The organism is Rhodopseudomonas sp. BR0M22, from assembly GCF_010907035.1.
Taxonomy (GTDB): domain Bacteria; phylum Pseudomonadota; class Alphaproteobacteria; order Rhizobiales; family Xanthobacteraceae; genus Rhodopseudomonas.
This window is the reverse complement of the sequence record NZ_QUMK01000036.1, coordinates 16,225-35,594: the sequence shown is the minus strand read 5'-3', so window position 1 is coordinate 35,594 and position 19,370 is coordinate 16,225. Positions and strand designations below refer to the sequence as shown.

Genomic DNA, 19,370 nt, shown 5'->3' with positions numbered 1-19,370 from the left:
ATGGAGACGCAGACGCTCGCACTCGGCTTCTTCGCCGCCATCGCGGTCGGAGGCATCGCATGGGTCTTCGTTTATCCGCTGCTGTCCGGCGAGAACAAGGTCGAGAAGCGTTTGAGTTCGGTGGCGCGAACCACGCCGGCGACACGTCAGGTCGATCGCGCTCAAAGATCTCGGCGCGAGCAGGTCGAGGGCTCGCTCAAGGAAATCGAAACCCGTAACGCAAAGCAGAAAAACGTCCCGTTGAATGCCCGCCTGTCACAGGCCGGGCTCGATTGGACGCCGGCAAAATTCGGGACCGTCTCCGCCGTTCTCGGCGTGACGGTTCTGGCTCTTTCGATCCTGTTGGGCATCAACATGATCGCCGCCTTAGGCCTTGGGTTCGCCGCCGGCTTCGGGCTGCCGCGTTGGACCCTCGGCTTTCTCAAACGGCGCCGCGAGAAGAAGTTCATCGCCGCTCTGCCCGACGCCGTCGACGTGATCGTTCGCGGCATCAAAGCCGGCCTGCCGCTGTTCGATTCCATCAAGATGGTCGCGGCCGATGCGCCCGAGCCACTCCGAACCGAGTTCAATGCGATCATCGAGACCCAGACGATCGGCATGCCGCTGGATGAAGCCTGTGCCCGTCTGTACGACCGGATGCCGCTGCCCGAAGCGAACTTCTTAGGGATCGTGATCTCGATCCAACAGAAGTCAGGCGGCAATCTGGCGGAAGCCCTCACCAACCTCTCCAAGGTGCTCCGCGATCGTAAGAAGATGGCCGAAAAAATCCAGGCGATGTCGATGGAAGCCAAAGCGTCTGCGGCGATCATCGGATCGCTGCCGCCGATCGTCATGCTGCTGGTCTATGTGACAACGCCCGACTACATCTCGCTGCTGTGGACGCATCCGATCGGCCGCATCATGCTCGCAGGCTGCGTCGTATGGATGGCGACGGGCGTCTTCGTGATGAAGAAGATGATCAACTTCGACTTCTGAGGGCGCGCATGATCGATTTTCTGATCGAGAAACTCCAGGACACGCGCTTCATCGCGACGTTGCTCGCGGCGATTGCCGCAAGCGCAACGGTCTACACCCTGGTCAACCCGTTTCTCGCCGGACAACCGCTCACCAAGCGGATGAAGGCGGTCGGCAGCGAACGTGAGCGTATCCGTCAGCGCGAACGCGAGCGGCTGACCAAATCGGAAAAGGTGTCGCTACGACAGGCTCCGAAGAAGCTGGTCGCACGCGTCGTCGAAGACTTCAATCTCACCAAGTGGCTGGCGCAGGAGACGGCGCGCGACAAGCTGGTCATGGCCGGTTATCGCGGCCAGGCTCCTTACGTGACCTTCTTGTTCTTCCGATTGGTGATGCCGATCGCCTTCGGGATCGGCTCTGCGCTCTACATCTTTGTGATCGCCAAGTTCAATCAGCCGTTCACGATCAAGATCGGCATCTGCATCGCCGCAATCTTCTTCGGCATGCAGGCGCCGATGCTGTTTCTGAAGAACGCGATTCAGAAACGACAATTGTCGATCAAGCGCGCGTTCCCCGACGCGCTCGATCTGCTGCTGATCTGCATCGAGTCGGGCATGTCGATCGAAGCCGCGTTCCGCCGGGTGTCGCTGGAGATCGGCTCGCAATCGATCCCGCTCGCCGAGGAATTCACGTTGACGACCGCCGAGCTGTCCTACCTACAGGATCGCAAGCAGGCCTACGAAAATCTGGCTCTACGTACCGGCCTCGACGGCGTGAAGTCGGTCTGCCTGGCACTGCAGCAGGCCGAGCGTTACGGCACGCCGCTCGGGCACAGCCTGCGGGTGATGGCGCAGGAAAACCGCGACATGCGCATGACCGAGGCTGAAAAGAAGGCCGCCGCGCTGCCGCCCAAACTCACCGTGCCGATGATCCTGTTCTTCCTGCCGGTGCTGTTCGTGGTCATTCTAGGCCCGACCGGCATTCGCGTCGCGGCGATGCAGTAAACCAGCGCTTCCGACGGATCACGCCGGGATCACCCGGCGATCGAGTGCACTGATCAGCGCCCCGAGGCCATCACGCCGACTTTGCGGCTCGCGGTGCGCGTCGCATCCTGGCCGCTTACCATCTGCTTGAGATAGGCGACGTTGGCGGCGGCCTCGTCCGGAGGCAGATCGGCACGGACGATCGACTCGGCCTCGGCGAAGCGCCCCTGCAATCCGATCACCAGCGCAAGGTTTTGGCGGACCCGGGAGTCTGCCCGTCCGCTGGCATAGGCCTGCCGCAGGGCCTCCTCGGCTTTCGGCAGATCCTTCGTCAGCACATACGACATGCCGAGATTCGACAGCACCGAGGGCTCGCCGGGCGCCAGCCGCAATGCGCTGGCGTAATAGCGCCGTGCCTCTTCGTTGCGGCCCATCTGGTCGAGCACCGTGCCCTGCACCGACAGGATCCGCCAGTCCGGATTGTCCGGGCTGTGAGCCCGTGACAGCGTATCGAACGCCAGTTGGAAGTTGCCGTTGTCGGCGAGTGCACGGCCGTAGGCGGCACGTACCGCTTTGTTGCTGGGATTGGCCAGCGAGGCCTTCTCGAGAACCGCCACGGCCTGGGCACGCTGCCCGATCGCGCGCAGCGCATTGCCATAGGCGATCGCCGCGTCGGGATCACGAGGCCTCGACCGATACCGTTCGCCCGTGACCTGCTCGATGCGCTGCGGATCAGCCGGTGTTTCTGCGCGCATCCCAAGCGAACCGGTGACATCGGGCATGCCGGCGGTCTTGCAGCCGCTCAGCAGCAGCGCCAACCCGACTGAGAGTGCCGCCGACGTGGCAATTCGGACAAGACAGGGCAGCTCGCGCATGGCACCGTTACTCACAAAACCGTCCAATTCCGCTTCAGCAATAGAGCGTTAACCCTAATGTTGGGTTAATCCACTGCAGTGGCGCTGCCGCTCACGATTCGCAAAGAGCCGTATCTCATGCATCCGATCTTCCAATCCGCTCCCGATCAGTCGGCGATTCCGATCTTCTTCGTCACCAAGTCGACCTGGGACGGCGTTCGCGCCGGACTACCGGACGCGGCGCAGCGCTTTGCCGCGGCGAACGGCTACAACGGCAAGCCCGGCCAGTATCTGGCGCTGCCAACCTCGGACGGCGAGATCGGGCATGTGCTGTTCGGCCTCGACGAACCGGAAGCCAGGAGCCACGATCCGTTCCGCCCCGGCGCCCTGCCCGGCCTGCTGCCGGCCGGCGTCTATCGTTTCGCCAATGCACCGCACGATGCACGGCTCGCCGCCCTCGCCTTCGCGCTCGGCGCCTATAAGTTCGGCCGCTATCGCAAGGCCGAGCCGCCGGCCGTGCGGCTGGTCCCGCCCGATGGCGTCGACCCCGCTGCGGTCAGCCGCGCCGCGGAAGCCGCAGCGCTGGCACGCGACCTGATCAACACGCCGTCCAACGACATGGGCCCGGCCGAACTCGCCGAGGCCGCCCAAGCCCTCGCAACGCGCTTTGGTGCCACGGTGAATGTGGTGGTCGGGGACGACCTTGCGACCCAGAACTTCCCGCTGATCCATGCCGTCGGCATGGCCTCGACCCGCGCGCCGCGGCTGATCGATCTGACTTGGGGCGATGCCTCCCATCCCAAGGTGACGCTGGTCGGCAAGGGCGTGTGCTTCGACACCGGCGGCCTCGATCTGAAGCCGTCGAGTGCGATGCTGATCATGAAGAAGGACATGGGCGGCGCCGCCAACGTGCTGGCGCTGGCTTCGATGATCATGGACGCAGGGTTGAAGCTGCGGCTGCGCGTGCTGATCCCGGCGGTCGAGAACTCCGTCGCCGGCAACGCAATGCGGCCGCTTGACATCTTCCCGTCGCGCAAGGGCCCGACCGTCGAGATCGGCAACACCGATGCCGAGGGCCGACTGGTGCTGGCCGATGCCCTCGCTTATGCGGACGAGGAAGCGCCGGATCTGCTGATCGATCTCGGCACGCTGACCGGCGCTGCGCGGGTCGCGCTCGGTCCCGATCTGCCACCCTACTACACCAACGACGAAACGCTGGCGCTCGATGTCGCGCGTCATGCCAGCGCGGAGAATGATCCGCTGTGGCGGATGCCGCTGTGGGGCCCTTACGACGCGTGGCTGGATTCGAAAGTCGCGAATATCAACAACGCGCCGTCCGGCGGCTTTGCCGGCTCGATCACCTGCGCGCTGTTCCTGCAGCGCTTCGTCGAGGCCGCCAAGAGCTGGCTGCACGTCGACATCTACGGCTGGACGCCGAAGGCCAAGCCCGGTCGTCCCGAAGGCGGCGAATGCCAGGCCGCACGCGCAATCTTCGCGCTGTTGAGCGAGCGCTATGGCTGACCCAAGTTCCGATCGGAGGCTGACGCCGGCGCGGCCCGACCTCGCCGCCAAACATCTCGAAGGCCAGGTCACCGCGGCGCGGTTTGTCGAAGGTGAAGTGTTCGAAGTCAGCTACGGCGTCGCCCCGGTAAGGCGCGAACCGTTTTCCGGCGCGATGCTGGAGACTGAGGCCCTGAAAGGCGAGCGCGTCACCGTTTACGATCGCACCGAAGAAGGCTGGGCCTGGGGCCAGCTCATGACCGACGGCTATGTCGGCTGGCTGCCGGATCTCGCTTTGTACAGGCCGGCCGCAGAGCCGACCCACAAGGTGACGGCGCTCCGCACCTTCGCGTTCCACGGTCCTTCAATCAAGCTGCCGCCGGCGGAGACGCTGCCGCTCGGCGCCCGGCTGGCAATCGTCCGCGAGGATGCGAGCTTTATGGTGACGCAGGACGGCTGGCATGTGCCGCGCCAACATGTTGCGCCGCTCGCCTTTGTCGAATCCGACTTCGTCGGCGTCGCCGAGCGCTTCGTCGGCACCCCCTATCTGTGGGGCGGACGCAGCAGCCTCGGCATCGATTGCTCGGGACTTGTGCAAACCGCACTGGCCGCCTGCGGGATCGCAGCACCGCGCGACAGCGATATGCAGGAGGTCGCGCTCGGCACCTCGGTCCCGATCGCCGAGCAGGCGGCGCTGAAGCGCGGGGATCTGTTGTTCTGGAAGGGCCACGTCGCAATCGCACGCGATGGTGCCAGCATCGTGCATGCCAATGCTTACCACATGGCGACGGCGATCGAACCGACGCAGCAGGCGATCGCCCGGATCGCAGCCGCCGGAAGCGCGCTGACTGCGATCAAGCGGCTCGGCTGAAACACTCGCGCAGCCGCGCGCGATTGAGCGCCAGCCACTGCATCGCGGTGACCAGCAGCGCGTTGTTGAACGCGCCGCGGTTCAGCGCAGCCAATGCCTCATCGATCTTGACGACGAACGGCTCGGTATCTTCGTCTTCTTCCGCGAGTCCAGCGCGCTGCAGCACGGCGCTGGAATCGACGTGGCCGACAAAAAACACGATCTGCTCATCGGTGATACCAGGCGTCGGCAGCACGGTGTAGAGCTCCGCAAGCTGGGTCGGCGCCACTCCGATTTCTTCGATACATTCGCGCCGCGCCGCGTCCGCATCGGTCTCGTCGGAGTCGACACGCCCGGCGACGATTTCCACCATATCGCCGCGCCCGGTAGCGAGGTGCGCGGGCAGCCTGAACTGCCGGATCAGCACGATCGCGTCCCGCGTCAGATCGATCGGGATTACCGCCGCGACCCGGTTGGCGCGCAGCACGTCGCGCCGCTGCAGCAGCGGCGGCTCGCCGTCCCGGCGGAGCGAGACCTCGAAGCGCTGGTAGGCCATGAACCCCTGCCCGATCAACTCGGGCGCCGATACGGTCACGTCTGCCGCGCGGTCGGCGATTTGATCAGTACCGTCGCTCTCGCTCATCAACCACCTATTGGGCCGCAGCGCCATCCGGCGCGGTCTCGAGCCGGAACGCGGCGGCAAACAGCGCACGCGTATAGTCGGTCTTCGGAGACTTGAACAGCTCGGCCGCAGGGCCTTCCTCGACTACTTTGCCCTGCTTCATGACGATCAGATGACTGGCGAGGGAGGCCACCACGCGCAGATCGTGCGAAATGAACATGTAGGTCAGGTCGCGCTTGCGCTGCAGTTCGCGGAGCAGATCGACCATCTGCGCCTGAAACAGCATGTCGAGGGCGCTGGTCGGCTCGTCGAGCACGACGAAATTCGGCTCCAGCACGACCGCCCGCGCAATCGAAATCCGCTGACGCTGCCCGCCGGAGAACTCGTGCGGATACCGAAATCGCGTCGCCGGATCGAGGCCGACGTCCTGCAACGCCTTGATCACCCGCGCCTCGCTCTCGGACTCGCCGAGCTGCGGCTGATGCACGCTCAGCCCCTCGGCGATGATGTCGCCCACCGACATCCGCGGACTGAGCGCGCCGAACGGATCCTGAAACACGATCTGCATGTCGCGGCGATAGGGGCGCATCTGCCTGAACGTCAGGCCCTGGACATCGTTGCCGAGAAACACGATCGGCCCATCGGACGAGATCAACCGCAGCAGCGCCAGTCCCAGCGTGGTCTTGCCCGAACCGGACTCGCCGACGACGCCGAGCGTCTCGCCCTTGCGGATCGCGAGTGACACGCCATCGACCGCCTTGATATGGCCGACCGTCTTGCGCAGCAGGCCACGGCGGATCGGAAACCAGACCTTCAGATCGTCGGTCGAGATCACCACCGGCGCATCCGGGCACGGCGGCGCCGGATCGGGCTTCGGTTCGGCGGCGAGTAGCGCCTTCGTGTAAGGGTGCTGCGGAGCGGTGAACACCTGCTCGACCGGCCCCTGCTCGACGATCTTGCCGGTGTGCATCACGCACACCGTATCGGCGATGCGGCGGACGATACCGAGATCATGGGTGATGAACAGCATGCTCATCCCGAGCCGCGCCCGAATATCGGCGAGCAGCGCCAGGATCTGTGCCTGCACCGTGACGTCGAGCGCGGTCGTCGGCTCGTCGGCGATCAGCAGATCCGGCTCGTTCGCCAGCGCCATCGCGATCATCACGCGCTGCCGCTGCCCGCCGGACAATTGATGCGGATAGCTGGCGAGACGGGTCTCCGGCTCCGGGATGCCCACCTGGGTCAACAGCTCGATGATCCGCGCCCGCGCCTTGGCGCCGCGCACGCCGCCGTGCAGTTGCAGGATCTCGCCGATCTGCGCTTCGATCGTGTGCAGCGGATTGAGCGAGGTCATCGGCTCCTGAAACACGATCGAGATCTCGTTGCCGCGAATGCCGCGGATCTCGCGCTCGGACATTCCGAGCAGTTCGCGCCCCTTGAACCGGATCTGTCCGGACGGATGCGACGCGCTCGGATACGGCAGCAGCTTCAGGATCGACAGCGCACTGACCGACTTGCCCGAGCCGGACTCGCCGACCAGCGCGACGCACTCGCCGCGCTTGATCTGGTACGAAATATGGTCGACCGCCGTCGTTGTGCCGCTCGGCTGGTGAAACGCCACCGACAGGTCGTCGACGGAAAGCAAGGGCTGGTTGATGGCGTCCATCAGGAGAGCTCGCTGAGTTGAAGCCATGTCGGTCCGCCGGCGATCGCACGGCCCAGCCGCTGGTCTTCGGTCAAAAAATACTCACTTCCGGCCGCCCGCGCAGTCGCCACATGGATCGCATCCATCGGTTTAATCCCCAATTCGGCCTGTATATGACAGGATGACAGGATGACAGGAGGATATCTCGACTGACCGGCACAGTCAGAAGCGGGCTGAGAGGTGAGAAGAACGACTGGTACTTTTCCAAATAGTCCGGATTTTTGAACGAGATCGGCTTTGGCATGACCTCGGCGATCGTCAATTCGGAGGTGACCACTCGCACGTCATCAGCATCGACCGCACCCAAAAGTGCGCGAATTGTCTCGGCCCATTGGCTGCCTTGCTCGATCGCATAGATGATGATGTTCGAATCCAGGTAGATTGGCCGATCTTTGTAGCGCGCCCACATCAGTGATCTTCGCGCAACTCGCGGACATACCGAACGACGTCTTGGTCGCTGCCGTGCAGATTGGGAACAGAGCCTGCCAGCGGAGCGAGCATGACCCTCGGCTGCCGATCGGCCTTGGGCCTGAATTCAATCTCGACCCAACCATGCTGCGGCAGACCTTCTTGCAGGTCCGACGGCAACTTATCGACCGGGTACTCTCGAACGATCTTGTTCATCGCCTCTACTCCGGAACAAAAGTCTACCACACCCTCACCTGAACGTCTTGCGCGGGTCGAAGGCGTCGCGGACGGCTTCGCCGATGAAGATCAGCAGCGACAGCATGATCGCGACGGCGAAGAAGCCGGTGAAGCCGAGCCAGGGTGCCTGAACGTTGGCCTTGCCCTGCGCCAGCAGCTCGCCGAGCGACGGCGAGCCCGGCGGCAGGCCGAAGCCGAGGAAGTCGAGCGCGGTCAGCGTCATCACCGAGGACGAGACGATGAACGGCAGGAACGTCATGGTGGCCACCATGGCGTTCGGCAGCAGATGCCGCACCATGATCTTGAGGTTGGAGACGCCGAGGGCACGGGCCGCCATGATGTACTCGAAATTGCGCCCGCGCAGGAATTCGGCCCGCACCAGACCCACCAGCGATACCCAGCTGAACAACAGCAGGATGCCGAGCAGCACGAAGAAGCCCGGCACCAACACCGACGACAGGATCAGCAGCAGATACAGCGACGGGATTGCGGTCCACACTTCGATCAACCGCTGAAAGGTCAGATCGACCCAGCCGCCGAAATAGCCCTGGATGCCGCCGGCGGCCACGCCGACGATCGAGGAAATAATCGTCAGGCTGAGGCCGAACAGGATCGATATCCGGAAGCCATAAATCAGGCGGGCGACGACATCGCGCCCCTGATCATCGGTCCCGAGCCAATTGTATTCGAGATCGCGGCAGCTCTTGACGCCCTTCTTGGCGACCACCGCGGCACACTCCTTCTCGGTCAGCAGCCACGTCGGTTTCGATGGCGCCGGTGTCGGCAGGTCGAGATTGTGGGTGTCGTAGGAGTAGCGGATCGGCGCCCAGATCACCGTGCCGCCCTTGTCGGCGATCAGCTTCTGCAAGAACGGATCGCGATAATCCGCCGCCGTCTCGAAGTCGCCGCCGAAGGTGGTCTCGGAATAGGTCACAATTGCCGGGAAATAATAGTGGCCGTCGAGCTTGATCAGCAGCGGCCGGTCGTTGGCGATGAATTCGGCGAACAGCGAGATGCCGAACAGCACCAGAAAGATCCAGAACGACCAGTAGCCACGGCGGTTGGCCTTGAAGTTCTGCCAGCGCCGCTTGTTCAGCGGCGACAGCGAAAGCCGGTGACGTGCTGGCGGCACGGCCTCCCCGAGCGGCATCTCGGTGGTGCTTTCGATCGGTTCGCGTGAGATCAGCGTCATCAGACCTCCCGCGCCTCGAAGTCGATCCGCGGATCGATCCACATATAGGTGAGATCGGAGATCAGGTTCACCACCAGGCCGACCAGCGAAAAGATGAACAGCGTGCCGAACACCACCGGATAGTCTCGATTGAGCACGCTCTCGAACCCGAGCAGGCCAAGCCCGTCGAGCGAGAAGATGGTTTCAATCAACAGCGAGCCGGAGAAGAACGCTCCGATGAACGCGCTGGGAAACCCGGCAATGACGATCAGCATGGCGTTGCGGAACACATGCCCGTACAGCACCTGGGTCTCGCTGCAGCCCTTGGCGCGCGCGGTCATGACGTATTGTTTGCGGATTTCGTCCAGGAACGAATTCTTGGTCAGCAGCGTCATGGTGGCGAAGGCGCCGAGCGCCATCGAGATCAGCGGCAAGGTCAGGTGCCAGAAATAGTCGATGATCTTCCAATACCAGGGAAACTCGCTCCAGCCGTCGGACGTCAGCCCGCGCAGCGGAAACCAGCTGAAGAACGAACCGCCGGCGAACAGGATGATCAGCAGGATCGCGAACAGGAAGCCTGGAATCGCGAAGCCGACGATGATCACCGCCGAGGTCCAGGTGTCGAACTTCGAGCCGTCCTGCACCGCTTTGCGAATGCCGAGCGGAATCGAGATCAGATAGGTCAGCAGCGTCATCCAGATTCCGAGCGACATCGAAACCGGAAGCTTCTCCTTGATCAGTTGCAGCACGCTGACGTCGCGGAAATAGCTCTTGCCGAAATCGAACCGGGCGAAGTTCCAAAGCATCAGCGCAAAACGCTCAGGCGCCGGCTTGTCGAAGCCGAACTGCTTCTCCAGGCTCTTGACGAACTCGGGGTCGAGTCCCTGCGCACCGCGATACTTCGAGTTGACCGCATCGGCCGAACCGGCCGCTTGCGGCCGTGCTCCGAAATCGCCGCCCGATGATCCGGAGATCCGCGACGAGGCGCCGGTATCGGCGCCGGAGATCTGCGCGATCACCCGTTCGACCGGCCCGCCGGGCGCGAACTGCACCACCACGAAGGAGACGAACAGGATCCCGAGCAAGGTCGGAAACATCAACAGGACGCGGCGCGCAATATAGGCTGCCATGCTATTTGGTCCCTCGGTCGGCCGCAGCCGCCGCATCTTTCGCCCACCACAAGTCCGGAACGCCGACGCCGACATATTTCGGCAGTTTCGGTGGATGGCCGAACACGTCCCAATAGGCCAGCCGATGCGAGGCCGAGTACCATTGCGGCACCCAGTAACGGCCGGCGCGGATCAGCCGATCGAGTGCCCGAGCGGCAAACACCAGCTTGGCCCGGCTGTCGGCGGCAATCACCTGATCGATCATCGCATCGATCGCCGGATCGGCGATGCCAGCCAGATTGTTCGAACCCTTGATGGCGGCAGCCTGCGACGAGAAGTAGTTGCGGAGCGCATCTCCCGGCACGGTCGAGAATCCGTAGCGCTCGATCGTCAGGTCGAAATCGAAATCGTCGCGTCTCGCCCGCATCTGCACCGGGTCGACCATGCGCAGAGTGGCCTCGATGCCCAAAGTGCCGAGGTTCTTGATGAACGGCATATGGTGCGGCTGGAACGCAGGCTCGTCGAGCAGGAATTCCACCCGGAATGGTTCGCCCGAAGGGGTCAGGCATTTTCCGTTCTTCACCGGAAAGCCCGCCTCCTTCAGAAGCTGCGCACCTTGGCGCAGCAAAGCGCGATCCTGGCCGGAACCATCGGAAACCGGCGGCAGGAACGGTTCGCCGAACACCTCGTCCGGCACCTTGCCGCGGAACGGTTCGAGCAGTGCCAACTCTTGCGGCGACGGCACTCCCACCGCCATCAGGTCGGAGTTCTGAAACGGCGACACCGTGCGCGCGTAGGTGCCGTACATGATCGTCTTATTGGTCCATTCGAAATCGAACGCGCAGCCGAGCGCCTGACGCACCCGTGGATCCTTGAACTTGTCGCGGCGCGTGTTGATGAACCAGCCCTGCGCGCCGGACGGCGTTTCGTCCGGCAGCATCTCGCGTTTGACGCGGCCGTCATGGATCGCCGGGAAGTCGTAGCGGGTGTTCCAGATCCGCGAGGTGAACTCTTCACGGAACAAATAGCTCCGGCCGGTGAATCCCTCGAAGGCGACGTCGCGATCGCGATAGAACTCGTAACGCACGGTGTCGAAATTATTGGCGCCGATGTTGACCGGCAGCTTGGCACCCCACCAATCCTTGACCCGGTCGAATTCGATGAACCGGCCCGATTCAAGTCGCCCGACCTTGTAGGGTCCGCTGCCGAGCGGCACCTCCATGGTCGACTCCTCGAACGGCTGCTTGGCGTAGTACGTCTCCGAGAACAGCGGCAGCCCGGCGACGAACAGCGGCACGTCACGGGCGCGCTGCGGTTTGAAGGTAACGATCAGAGTCGCATCGCCGTCCGCCTTCGCCTCGATGAAATCGCGCAATTGCTGCGTGATCAGCGGATGGCCCTTGGCTTTGAGGATGTTGAGCGAGAACGCGGCGTCGCGGGCAGTCAGCTTGCTGCCGTCGTGAAACCGCGCTTCGGGCCGCATCGTGAAGCGATAGGTCAGTCCGTCGGGCGAGATCGCCACCTTGGAGGCGGCGAAGCCGTACATCGCATCCGGCTCGTCGCCGGCGCGGGCCATCAACGTCGCGAAGGTCAGCCCCATCCCCTGCGCGCCGTCGCCCTTGAGAATGTAGGCGTTGAGCGAGTTGAAGGTCAGAAACGACTGATTGAATGCGCGCACCGATGGGATCGTCGAGAACAGCCCCCCTTTCGGGGCGCGCGGATCGATATAGTCGAAATGCGCAAAATCGGCCGGATATTTCAGGTCGCCGAATGCCGAGATCCCATGCGAGACGGTCTCGCCTTCGGTTGCGGCCGCGCTGTCCCGCAGATGCGCGACCGCCAGCGCGCCGACGCCGAGAGCGAGCACGTTGCGACGATTGAGCTGCGGCATACGTGAAGCGATCCTCAAGAGCGCCTGCCGAGCGCGGCGGCCTTGCCGGCGTCGTACCACCACAGCGCCGGCAGACCTGACCGGGCGTATTTAGGCAGCGGCGCATGATTGAAACGGTCCCAACGCGCGTAGCGCATGAAGCCGTAGGTGAATTGCGGCACCACGTAGAAGTTCCACAACAGCACACGGTCGAGCGCCCGCGTCGCCGCGATCAGCGACGGGCGGTCCTTGGCATAGATCACCTTGTCGATCAGCGCATCGACGGCCGGATTCTTGATCCCGATGGTGTTCTGCGAACCCTGCTGGTCGGCCGCCTGCGATCCCCAATAGTCGCGCTGCTCGTTGCCTGGCGACAGCGACTGGCCCCACAGATCGGTGATGATGTCGAAATCGAACGCGCGAATCCGGTTCTGGTATTGCGCGTCGTCGACTACGCGGATCGAGACCGCGACGCCGAGCCGCTCCAGCGACGGCTTGTAGAACAGCGCAATCCGCTCCGATGACGGATCCTGCACCAAAATCTCCACCGCGACCGGCTTGCCGTTCGTATCGACCAGCTTGCGATCCTTGATGTCGAAGCCGGCCTCCTTCACCAGTTTCATCGCTTCGCGCAAGTTGGCGCGCACCGCTTCCGCGTTGCCGCCGACCGGATTGGTGTAGGGCTGCGTGAACAGTTCAGCCGGCACCTTGTCGCGGACGGTCTCGAGCAATGCCAGCTCCTGCCCTTCCGGCAACCCGCTGGAAGCGAGTTCGGTGCCTTCGAAGAAGCTCGCGATCCGCTTGTATTGACCGTAGAACAACTGCTTGTTCATCTCTTCGAAGTCGAACGCGTAGTTGAAGGCGCGCCGGACACGCGGATCCTTGAACATCTCGCGGCGGGTGTTCAGCACGAAGGCCTGCATCCGCCCCGAATCGTTGATCGGGAATTCCTCTTTGACGACGCGCTTGTCATTCACCGCAGGAAAGTCGTAGGCCGTCGCCCACTGCTTGGCGGAGTTCTCCATGATCCAGTCGGCCTGGTCGGCCTTGAAGGCCTCCAGCGCCACGGTGTTGTCGCGGAAGTACTCGAACCGCAGTTCGTCGAAATTGTTCTGGCCGATGCGCACCGGCAGCTTCTCGCCCCAATAATCCTTGACGCGCTCCAGCACCACCGAGCGGCCGGCGACGAATTCCTTGATCTTGTAGGGCGCAGACCCCAGCGGCGGCTCCAGCGTGGTGGCCGAGACGTCCCTCTTTCGCCCCTGAGCGTCGCTGCCTTCCCACCAGTGCTTCGGCAGCACCATCAGTTCGCCGACGATGGTCGGCAGCTCGCGATTACCGGGAGCATCGAAGGTGAAGCGGATGTCGCGTTCGCCAACCTTTTCGGCTTTGACGACGTGACGATAATACGAGGCATAGCGCGGGCTGTATTTCTTCAGCGCGTCGAAGGAGAACACGACATCGTCGGCGGTCACAGGCTTACCGTCGTGCCAACGCGCTTCTTTGCGCAAACGATAGATCACCCAGGAAAAATCGTCGGGATGCGCAGCGCCCTCGGCCAGCAGGCCGTACTCGGTGCCGACCTCGTCCTGCGACGACGTCATCAGGGTCTCATACAGATAGCCCACCGGGCCGGCGATGTTGCCCTTCACGCCGGCGACCGCAAGATTGAAATTGTCGAACGTGCCGAGTGCGATCTGCCGCGCCGCCCCGCCTTTCGGCGCCTTCGGGTCGACGTAGTCGAACTGCGTGAAGCCGGCCGGATATTTCAGCTCCCCTAACAGCGACAGACCATGCCGCCATACCGCCCCTTCGATGGCAGTGTCGGCGCGCGCCGTGCTGGCCGCGAACAGACCGGGGCTCAAGCTCAAGGCCGGGGTCGCGGCGGCCAACAAGCCGCCCTGCAAAACATGTCGTCGGGTCAAACTCACGATACGGAAATCCTTGTTCGCTGCGGTCACCGGCCCGGACCGGACATATCCGAGGATTCGTCCGATTATGGCGATTTTGACGGAGGATAACACCCCGCGCGCGGCCGACTTGCGGCGAAAGGTCCCGGTTACCGATGTTTAATTCGAACCGGCGCCCAAAACAAAACGGCCGGGAAAGCCCCGGCCGTCCGAACCCAACATTTGGATGATCGTTACTTCTCGGCCGTCGCAGGCAGCGGCTCGGGCTTGTCCGAATTCTTGTTGAGATAGGCGATCAGATCGGCCCGTTCCTTGTCGTTCGGAATACCGGCAAAGCCCATAGCAGTGCCGGGGATATAGGCCTTCGGATTGGTCAGGAACTTGTTCAGCTCGTCGAACGTCCAGGCGCCACCCTTGGCCTTCATCGCCGCGGAGAAATTGAAGCCGTTGCGACCTTCGCCCCGATGATCGCCGACAATTCCATACAGGTTCGGACCGACGCGGTTCGGGCCGTCCTTTTCGAAGGTGTGGCAGGCGGCGCACTTCTTGGAGACCTTGGCGCCCTGGTCGACCGAAGCGGTCTGAAGCAGCTTCTCGATCGGCTCGTCCGCCTTCGGCGCGGCATCCTTGCCGGGCGCCGGTTCAGCCTCTTTCACCGCAATCGCGTAGCCCTGCTTTTCCGGCTTGGTCGGAGAGAAGATGGCCTGGGCCGCGAAGTTGGACAGCAACAGGATCAGGCAGGTTCCGAAGATCGCGCCGACGATTTTGTTGAGTTCGAAAGTATCCATTGTGGCTCACGCTTTTCGAACCGGACCGTGCCCGGACCTGTTGATCGGAGGCATTCTCAACTCGACTTTAGTCGTGATGAGATATCGGTTTGCCCCAGCGCTGGCAACCCGTATAAACGCCAAACATGCGTTGTTTCCGGCAGCTTGATACCAGCTCAGTTGTATTCGCTGCAGCGCATCCTCCCGCTCCAAACGCGATCCTTCGATGTCCCAAACAACCCTGGTTCTGATCCCCGCCCGGATGGCCGCGACCCGGTTGCCCGGTAAGCCGCTGCTCGATATCGCCGGATTGCCGATGGTGGTGCAGGTGCTGCGCCGGGCGCAGGCGGCAGAAATCGGCCGGGTCGCGGTGGCCACCGATACGCCGGAGATCGCCGCCGCCGTGACCGCCCATGGCGGCGAGGTGGTGATGACCCGCTCCGACCACCCCTCGGGCTCGGACCGGATCTTCGAGGCGCTTCAGACCTTGGATCCGGAGAGCAAGATCGAGACCGTGATCAACCTGCAGGGCGATTTTCCGACCATCCGGCCCGAGCAGATCGGCGCTGTGCTGACACCGCTGTCCGACCCAGCGGTCGACATCGCCACCCTGGCGGCTGAAATCCACACCGAAGAAGAAGCGACCAATCCCAACGTGGTGAAGGTGATCGGTTCACCGCTCACCGACGACAGGTTGCGGGCGCTGTATTTCACCCGCACCACCGCGCCGTGGGGTGACGGGCCGCGCTACCATCACATCGGCCTTTACGGATACCGCCGCGCCGCTCTGGAGCGGTTCGTCGCGCTGCCCCCTTCCCCGCTCGAGCGCCGCGAGAAGCTCGAACAGCTCCGCGCGCTGGAGGCCGGGATGCGGATCGACGTCGGCATCGTCGACAGCGTGCCGCGCGGGGTGGATACACCGGCCGATCTCGAGACGGCACGGCGCGTGCTCGGCGGCTGAACCCGCCCTCTGGCGGAAACCGCTGCGGCTGCTAGAACGCGCGCCAGAGACAGGACGCAATGACAAAGACCATGAAAATCGCATTCCAGGGCGAACCCGGCGCCAATTCCCACATCGCGATCAGCGATGCCTATCCCACCGCCGAGGCGATGCCTTGCGCAACGTTCGAGGATGCGCTGAGCGCGATCTCCTCGGGAGAAGCCGATCTCGGCATGATTCCGATCGAGAATTCGGTCGCCGGCCGCGTCGCCGACATCCACCATCTGCTGCCGACCTCGAAGCTGTTCATCATCGGCGAATGGTTTCTGCCGATCCGGCATCAGCTCGTGGCGGTGCCCGGCGCCAAGCTCGAAGACATCAAGACGGTCGAAAGCCACGTCCACGCGCTCGGCCAGTGCCGCCGCATCATCCGCAAGTTCGGGCTGAGACCGATCGTCGCCGGCGACACCGCCGGCTCGGCGCGGATCATCGCCGAGCGCGGCGACAAGACCTGCGCGGCGATCTCGTCGCGGCTGGCCGCGCAGATCTACGGTCTCGACATTCTGGCCGAAGACATCGAGGACGAGGCGCACAACACCACACGCTTCGTGGTGCTGGCGCGCGAACCACGCTGGGCGCCGCAAGGCTCGGGCCAGCTCGTCACCACTTTTGTGTTCCGGGTACGCAACCTGCCGGCCGCGCTCTACAAGGCGCTCGGCGGCTTCGCCACCAACGGCGTCAACATGACCAAGCTGGAAAGCTACATGGTGGACGGCAATTTCTTCGCGACGCAGTTCTATGCCGACGTCGAAGGCCACCCCGAGGACCGGAACCTCGCTTTCGCGCTCGACGAACTGAAGTTCTTCTCCCGCGAATTCCGCATCGTCGGCGTCTATCCCGGCCACCCGTTCCGCGAGACGTTCAGCGAGCGGTAGGCCAGAGCCCTGCCACGTCATTGCGAGCGAAGCGAAGCAATCCAGCTCGGTACACTGAGCTTCTGGATTGCTTCGTCGCGGAGCCTGTGCTCGGACGGCGCGAAGCGCCGATCCGGGTGCTCCTCGCAATGACGATAGCTGCTTTGTCGACCTACGCCGCCGCGCGCTGCAGCTCGAAGGCGTCGGCCAGCAGGCTGTAGCTGCGCTTGCGCGCTTCGTGATCGTACACCGCGGTGATCACCATCAGCTCGTCGGCGTGGCTCGCGGTGATCAGCGGCTGCAAAGCCTGGCGCACCGTCGCCGGGCTGCCGACGAACAGCCGCGAGCGATTGCGCGCGATCGAAGCGCGGTCGGCCTCGGTGTAGGGATAGGCCAGCGCCTCTTCGACGCTCGGCAGCGTCACGTAACGGCCGCGGTCGCGCAACAGGCGGCTGAGATCCATCGAGCTCGCCAGCCGCTCCGCCTCCTCGTCGGTCTCGGCCACCACAACGGCCACCGCAAGAATGCCGTGCGGCGTCGACCGCCACCGCGTCGGCCGGAAGTTGCTGCGATAATGCGTCAGCGCCGCGACGGCATCGTGCGAAGCGAAGTGGTGCGCGAACGCGAAGCCCATGCCGACCTGCGCGGCGAGCTCGGAACTGTAATCGCTGGAGCCGAGCAGCCAGATCGGCGGCAACGGCGCATCGTCGGGCATCGCCACCACATTGTTGTAGGGATGGCCCGGCGGAAAGCCCCGGGTCTCCCACAGCGTCAGCTCCTGCAGCCGCTCCAGGAAATCGTCGCCTTCGCGGATGTCGAGCCGGCGGCGCAGCGCGTGCATCGTCGCCTGATCGGTGCCGGGTGCGCGGCCGATGCCGAGATCGATCCGGCCGGGGAACAGCGCTTCAAGCATCTTGAAGCGCTCGGCCACCATCAGCGGCGCGTGGTTCGGCAGCATCACGCCGCCGGAGCCGACGCGGATGCGCTCGGTCACGGCCGCGATCTGCCCAATCATGATGTCGGGCGCAGGGCTCGCGACCGAGGGCAGACTGTGGTGTTCAGCCAGCCAGTAACGCACGTAGCCGAGCGAATCCGCATGGCGCGCAAGGTCGATCGAGTTACGCAGCGCGGCCGCCGGCGGTGTGCCAGTGGTGACGACGGAGAGATCGAGGATTGAGAGCGGCAACATGCTCATAACCTAGTGCTCCTCCGAGGTCGGCGCAAAGGTATTGGGCCAAGGAGTTTGGCAACGGCAAACCACCGAGGCGAAAGTGGGCAGAATGACACCAGTTCCACCCGGTCGAGCCGCCCCTGCTCGCTCCCATTCGCTGCACCGCAAACAACCGACTGAAAAGCCGACAGATTTTCGACCACCCAGCCCGCAAGAGCTGCCCACACCGAAATCGAAAACACCGACACAAACCGATCGAATGTGACGATAATGGGCAACTTCCCAAGGTGGAATCGCCAAAAGTGGGCTGGCCGTCGGCGGCTGTTCGGCCTAATTTAACGCGGTTCGTACAGGTTTCCGGCCGTTGGGCAGCCGCGCGTGCCTCTCGAAACCGAACCGCCCTTTCAAACTGGATGACCAATCAGATGAGCGACCTGCCGCAGCAGCTTCCGGCAATTTCCTTCGAGTTCTTCCCACCGAAGACCGAGGAGATGGAGCGCAATCTGTGGCAGGCGGTCAGCCGGCTGGCGCCGCTGCATCCGAGCTTCGTATCGGTCACCTATGGGGCCGGCGGCTCGACCCGGGAGCGGACCCACGCCACCATCGCCCGCATTCTGAAAGAGACCGAGCTGACGCCGGCGGCGCATCTGACCTGTGTCGATGCGCCGTGCGCCGACGTCGACGAGGTGGTGACTCGCTATCACGACATCGGCGTCCGCCACATCGTAGCGCTGCGCGGCGATCCGACCACCGGCCTCGGCGGCACCTACGCGCCGCATCCGCAGGGCTATCGCAGCTCGGCCGATCTCGTCGCCTCGATCAAGCGCCGCTATCCCGACATCGACGTCACGGTGTCGGCCTACCCGGAGAAGCATCCGGAGAGCACCGGCTTCGATGCCGACCTCGACATCCTGAAAGCCAAGGTCGATGCGGGCGCGACCCGCGCCATCACCCAGTTCTTTTTCGACAACGACCTGTACTTCCGCTACCTCGACCGCGTCCGCGCCCGCGGGATCGACATCCCGATCGTGCCGGGCATCCTGCCGGTGCAAAACTTCAAGCAGGCCGCCGGCTTCGCCGCCCGCGCCGGCGCCAGCGTGCCGGATTGGCTGGCCAGGCAGTTCGAAGGCCTCGACGACGATCCCGACACCCGCAAGCTGGTGGCCGCGACGGTCGCGGCCGGCCAGGTGCACAAGCTCGCCAAGCACGGCGTCAGCAACTTCCACTTCTACACCATGAACCGCGCGGACCTGGTGTTCGCCATCAGCCATCTGCTGGGCTTCCGGCCGCAGGCAGCAAGGCAAGCCGCGTGAGTTTGCAACTAAACTCTCCACGCGCAGAGCACGCTCCCCGAACATCAGACCGCATGCGTTCGATCCCCCTCACCCCAGCCCTCTCCCCGACG

General features: G+C 63.8%; 18 protein-coding genes. 7 read left to right on the top strand and 11 right to left on the bottom strand.

The window, feature by feature from the left end:
- Entirely contained in the window at positions 1–975 is a 975-nt protein-coding gene (locus DY468_RS13430; RefSeq protein WP_164605307.1) for a type II secretion system F family protein, read from the top strand.
- Positions 976–983: 8 nt separating this feature from the next.
- Entirely contained in the window at positions 984–1,958 is a 975-nt protein-coding gene (locus DY468_RS13425; RefSeq protein WP_164605306.1) for a type II secretion system F family protein, read from the top strand.
- Between the two features lie 53 nt (positions 1,959–2,011).
- On the opposite strand, the gene DY468_RS13420 is transcribed toward DY468_RS13425, so the two are convergent.
- Positions 2,012–2,812 (bottom strand): tetratricopeptide repeat protein, encoded by an 801-nt coding sequence (locus DY468_RS13420; RefSeq protein ID WP_164605320.1) that lies wholly within the window; start codon positions 2,810–2,812, stop codon positions 2,012–2,014.
- Between the two features lie 117 nt (positions 2,813–2,929).
- On the opposite strand from DY468_RS13420, the gene DY468_RS13415 reads away from it, so the two are divergent.
- Both DY468_RS13415 and DY468_RS13410 read left to right on the top strand, forming a co-directional pair.
- Positions 2,930–4,312 (top strand): leucyl aminopeptidase family protein, encoded by a 1,383-nt coding sequence (locus tag DY468_RS13415; protein ID WP_164605305.1) that lies wholly within the window; start codon positions 2,930–2,932, stop codon positions 4,310–4,312.
- Positions 4,305–5,162, top strand: coding sequence for a C40 family peptidase (locus tag DY468_RS13410; RefSeq protein ID WP_164605304.1), 858 nt, complete (start codon positions 4,305–4,307; stop codon positions 5,160–5,162). The genes DY468_RS13415 and DY468_RS13410 overlap by 8 nt, the downstream gene beginning before the upstream one ends.
- Here the strand turns inward: DY468_RS13410 and DY468_RS13405 are convergent.
- The 9 genes from DY468_RS13405 to DY468_RS13360 form a co-directional block, all read right to left on the bottom strand.
- Complete coding sequence (locus DY468_RS13405; RefSeq protein ID WP_164605303.1) at positions 5,146–5,784, bottom strand: NUDIX domain-containing protein; 639 nt, start codon at positions 5,782–5,784, stop codon at positions 5,146–5,148. The two genes, DY468_RS13410 and DY468_RS13405, sit on opposite strands and share 17 nt — an antisense overlap.
- A gap of 7 nt (positions 5,785–5,791) precedes the next feature.
- On the bottom strand, positions 5,792–7,429 hold the full coding sequence (locus tag DY468_RS13400; protein WP_164605302.1) for an ABC transporter ATP-binding protein: 1,638 nt from the start codon (positions 7,427–7,429) through the stop codon (positions 5,792–5,794).
- Between the two features lie 70 nt (positions 7,430–7,499).
- Positions 7,500–7,877, bottom strand: coding sequence for a type II toxin-antitoxin system VapC family toxin (locus tag DY468_RS13390; protein ID WP_164605281.1), 378 nt, complete (start codon positions 7,875–7,877; stop codon positions 7,500–7,502).
- Entirely contained in the window at positions 7,877–8,092 is a 216-nt protein-coding gene (locus tag DY468_RS13385; protein WP_164605300.1) for a hypothetical protein, read from the bottom strand. Before DY468_RS13385 ends, DY468_RS13390 begins: the two co-directional genes overlap by 1 nt.
- Before the next feature lie 34 nt (positions 8,093–8,126).
- On the bottom strand, positions 8,127–9,305 hold the full coding sequence (locus DY468_RS13380; RefSeq protein ID WP_164605299.1) for an ABC transporter permease: 1,179 nt from the start codon (positions 9,303–9,305) through the stop codon (positions 8,127–8,129).
- Positions 9,305–10,414 carry a microcin C ABC transporter permease YejB gene (locus DY468_RS13375; RefSeq protein WP_164605298.1) on the bottom strand — a complete coding sequence of 370 codons (1,110 nt, stop codon included), beginning with the start codon at positions 10,412–10,414 and terminating at the stop codon, positions 9,305–9,307. Before DY468_RS13375 ends, DY468_RS13380 begins: the two co-directional genes overlap by 1 nt.
- Before the next feature lies 1 nt (position 10,415).
- Positions 10,416–12,284: an extracellular solute-binding protein gene (locus tag DY468_RS13370; RefSeq protein ID WP_164605297.1), complete on the bottom strand. Its 1,869-nt coding sequence runs from the start codon at positions 12,282–12,284 to the stop codon at positions 10,416–10,418.
- Positions 12,285–12,298: 14 nt separating this feature from the next.
- The gene (locus tag DY468_RS13365) at positions 12,299–14,194 is read right to left on the bottom strand and encodes an extracellular solute-binding protein (RefSeq protein ID WP_164605296.1); all 1,896 of its coding nucleotides are present in this window, start codon (positions 14,192–14,194) and stop codon (positions 12,299–12,301) included.
- Positions 14,195–14,406: 212 nt separating this feature from the next.
- Positions 14,407–14,961, bottom strand: coding sequence for a c-type cytochrome (locus DY468_RS13360; RefSeq protein WP_164605295.1), 555 nt, complete (start codon positions 14,959–14,961; stop codon positions 14,407–14,409).
- Between the two features lie 205 nt (positions 14,962–15,166).
- Between DY468_RS13360 and DY468_RS13355 the strand changes: the two genes are divergently transcribed.
- Positions 15,167–15,901 (top strand): 3-deoxy-manno-octulosonate cytidylyltransferase, encoded by a 735-nt coding sequence (locus DY468_RS13355; protein ID WP_164605294.1) that lies wholly within the window; start codon positions 15,167–15,169, stop codon positions 15,899–15,901.
- A gap of 59 nt (positions 15,902–15,960) precedes the next feature.
- The gene (locus tag DY468_RS13350; protein ID WP_164605293.1) at positions 15,961–16,815 is read left to right on the top strand and encodes a prephenate dehydratase; all 855 of its coding nucleotides are present in this window, start codon (positions 15,961–15,963) and stop codon (positions 16,813–16,815) included.
- A 151-nt stretch (positions 16,816–16,966) separates the two neighbouring features.
- On the opposite strand, the gene DY468_RS13345 is transcribed toward DY468_RS13350, so the two are convergent.
- Positions 16,967–17,983 carry an LLM class flavin-dependent oxidoreductase gene (locus DY468_RS13345; RefSeq protein ID WP_164605292.1) on the bottom strand — a complete coding sequence of 339 codons (1,017 nt, stop codon included), beginning with the start codon at positions 17,981–17,983 and terminating at the stop codon, positions 16,967–16,969.
- Positions 17,984–18,390: 407 nt separating this feature from the next.
- Here DY468_RS13345 and metF point away from each other — a divergent pair, with 407 nt between their 5' ends.
- Positions 18,391–19,278, top strand: coding sequence for a methylenetetrahydrofolate reductase [NAD(P)H] (metF, locus tag DY468_RS13340; RefSeq protein WP_164605291.1), 888 nt, complete (start codon positions 18,391–18,393; stop codon positions 19,276–19,278).
- Positions 19,279–19,370 lie beyond the last annotated feature (92 nt).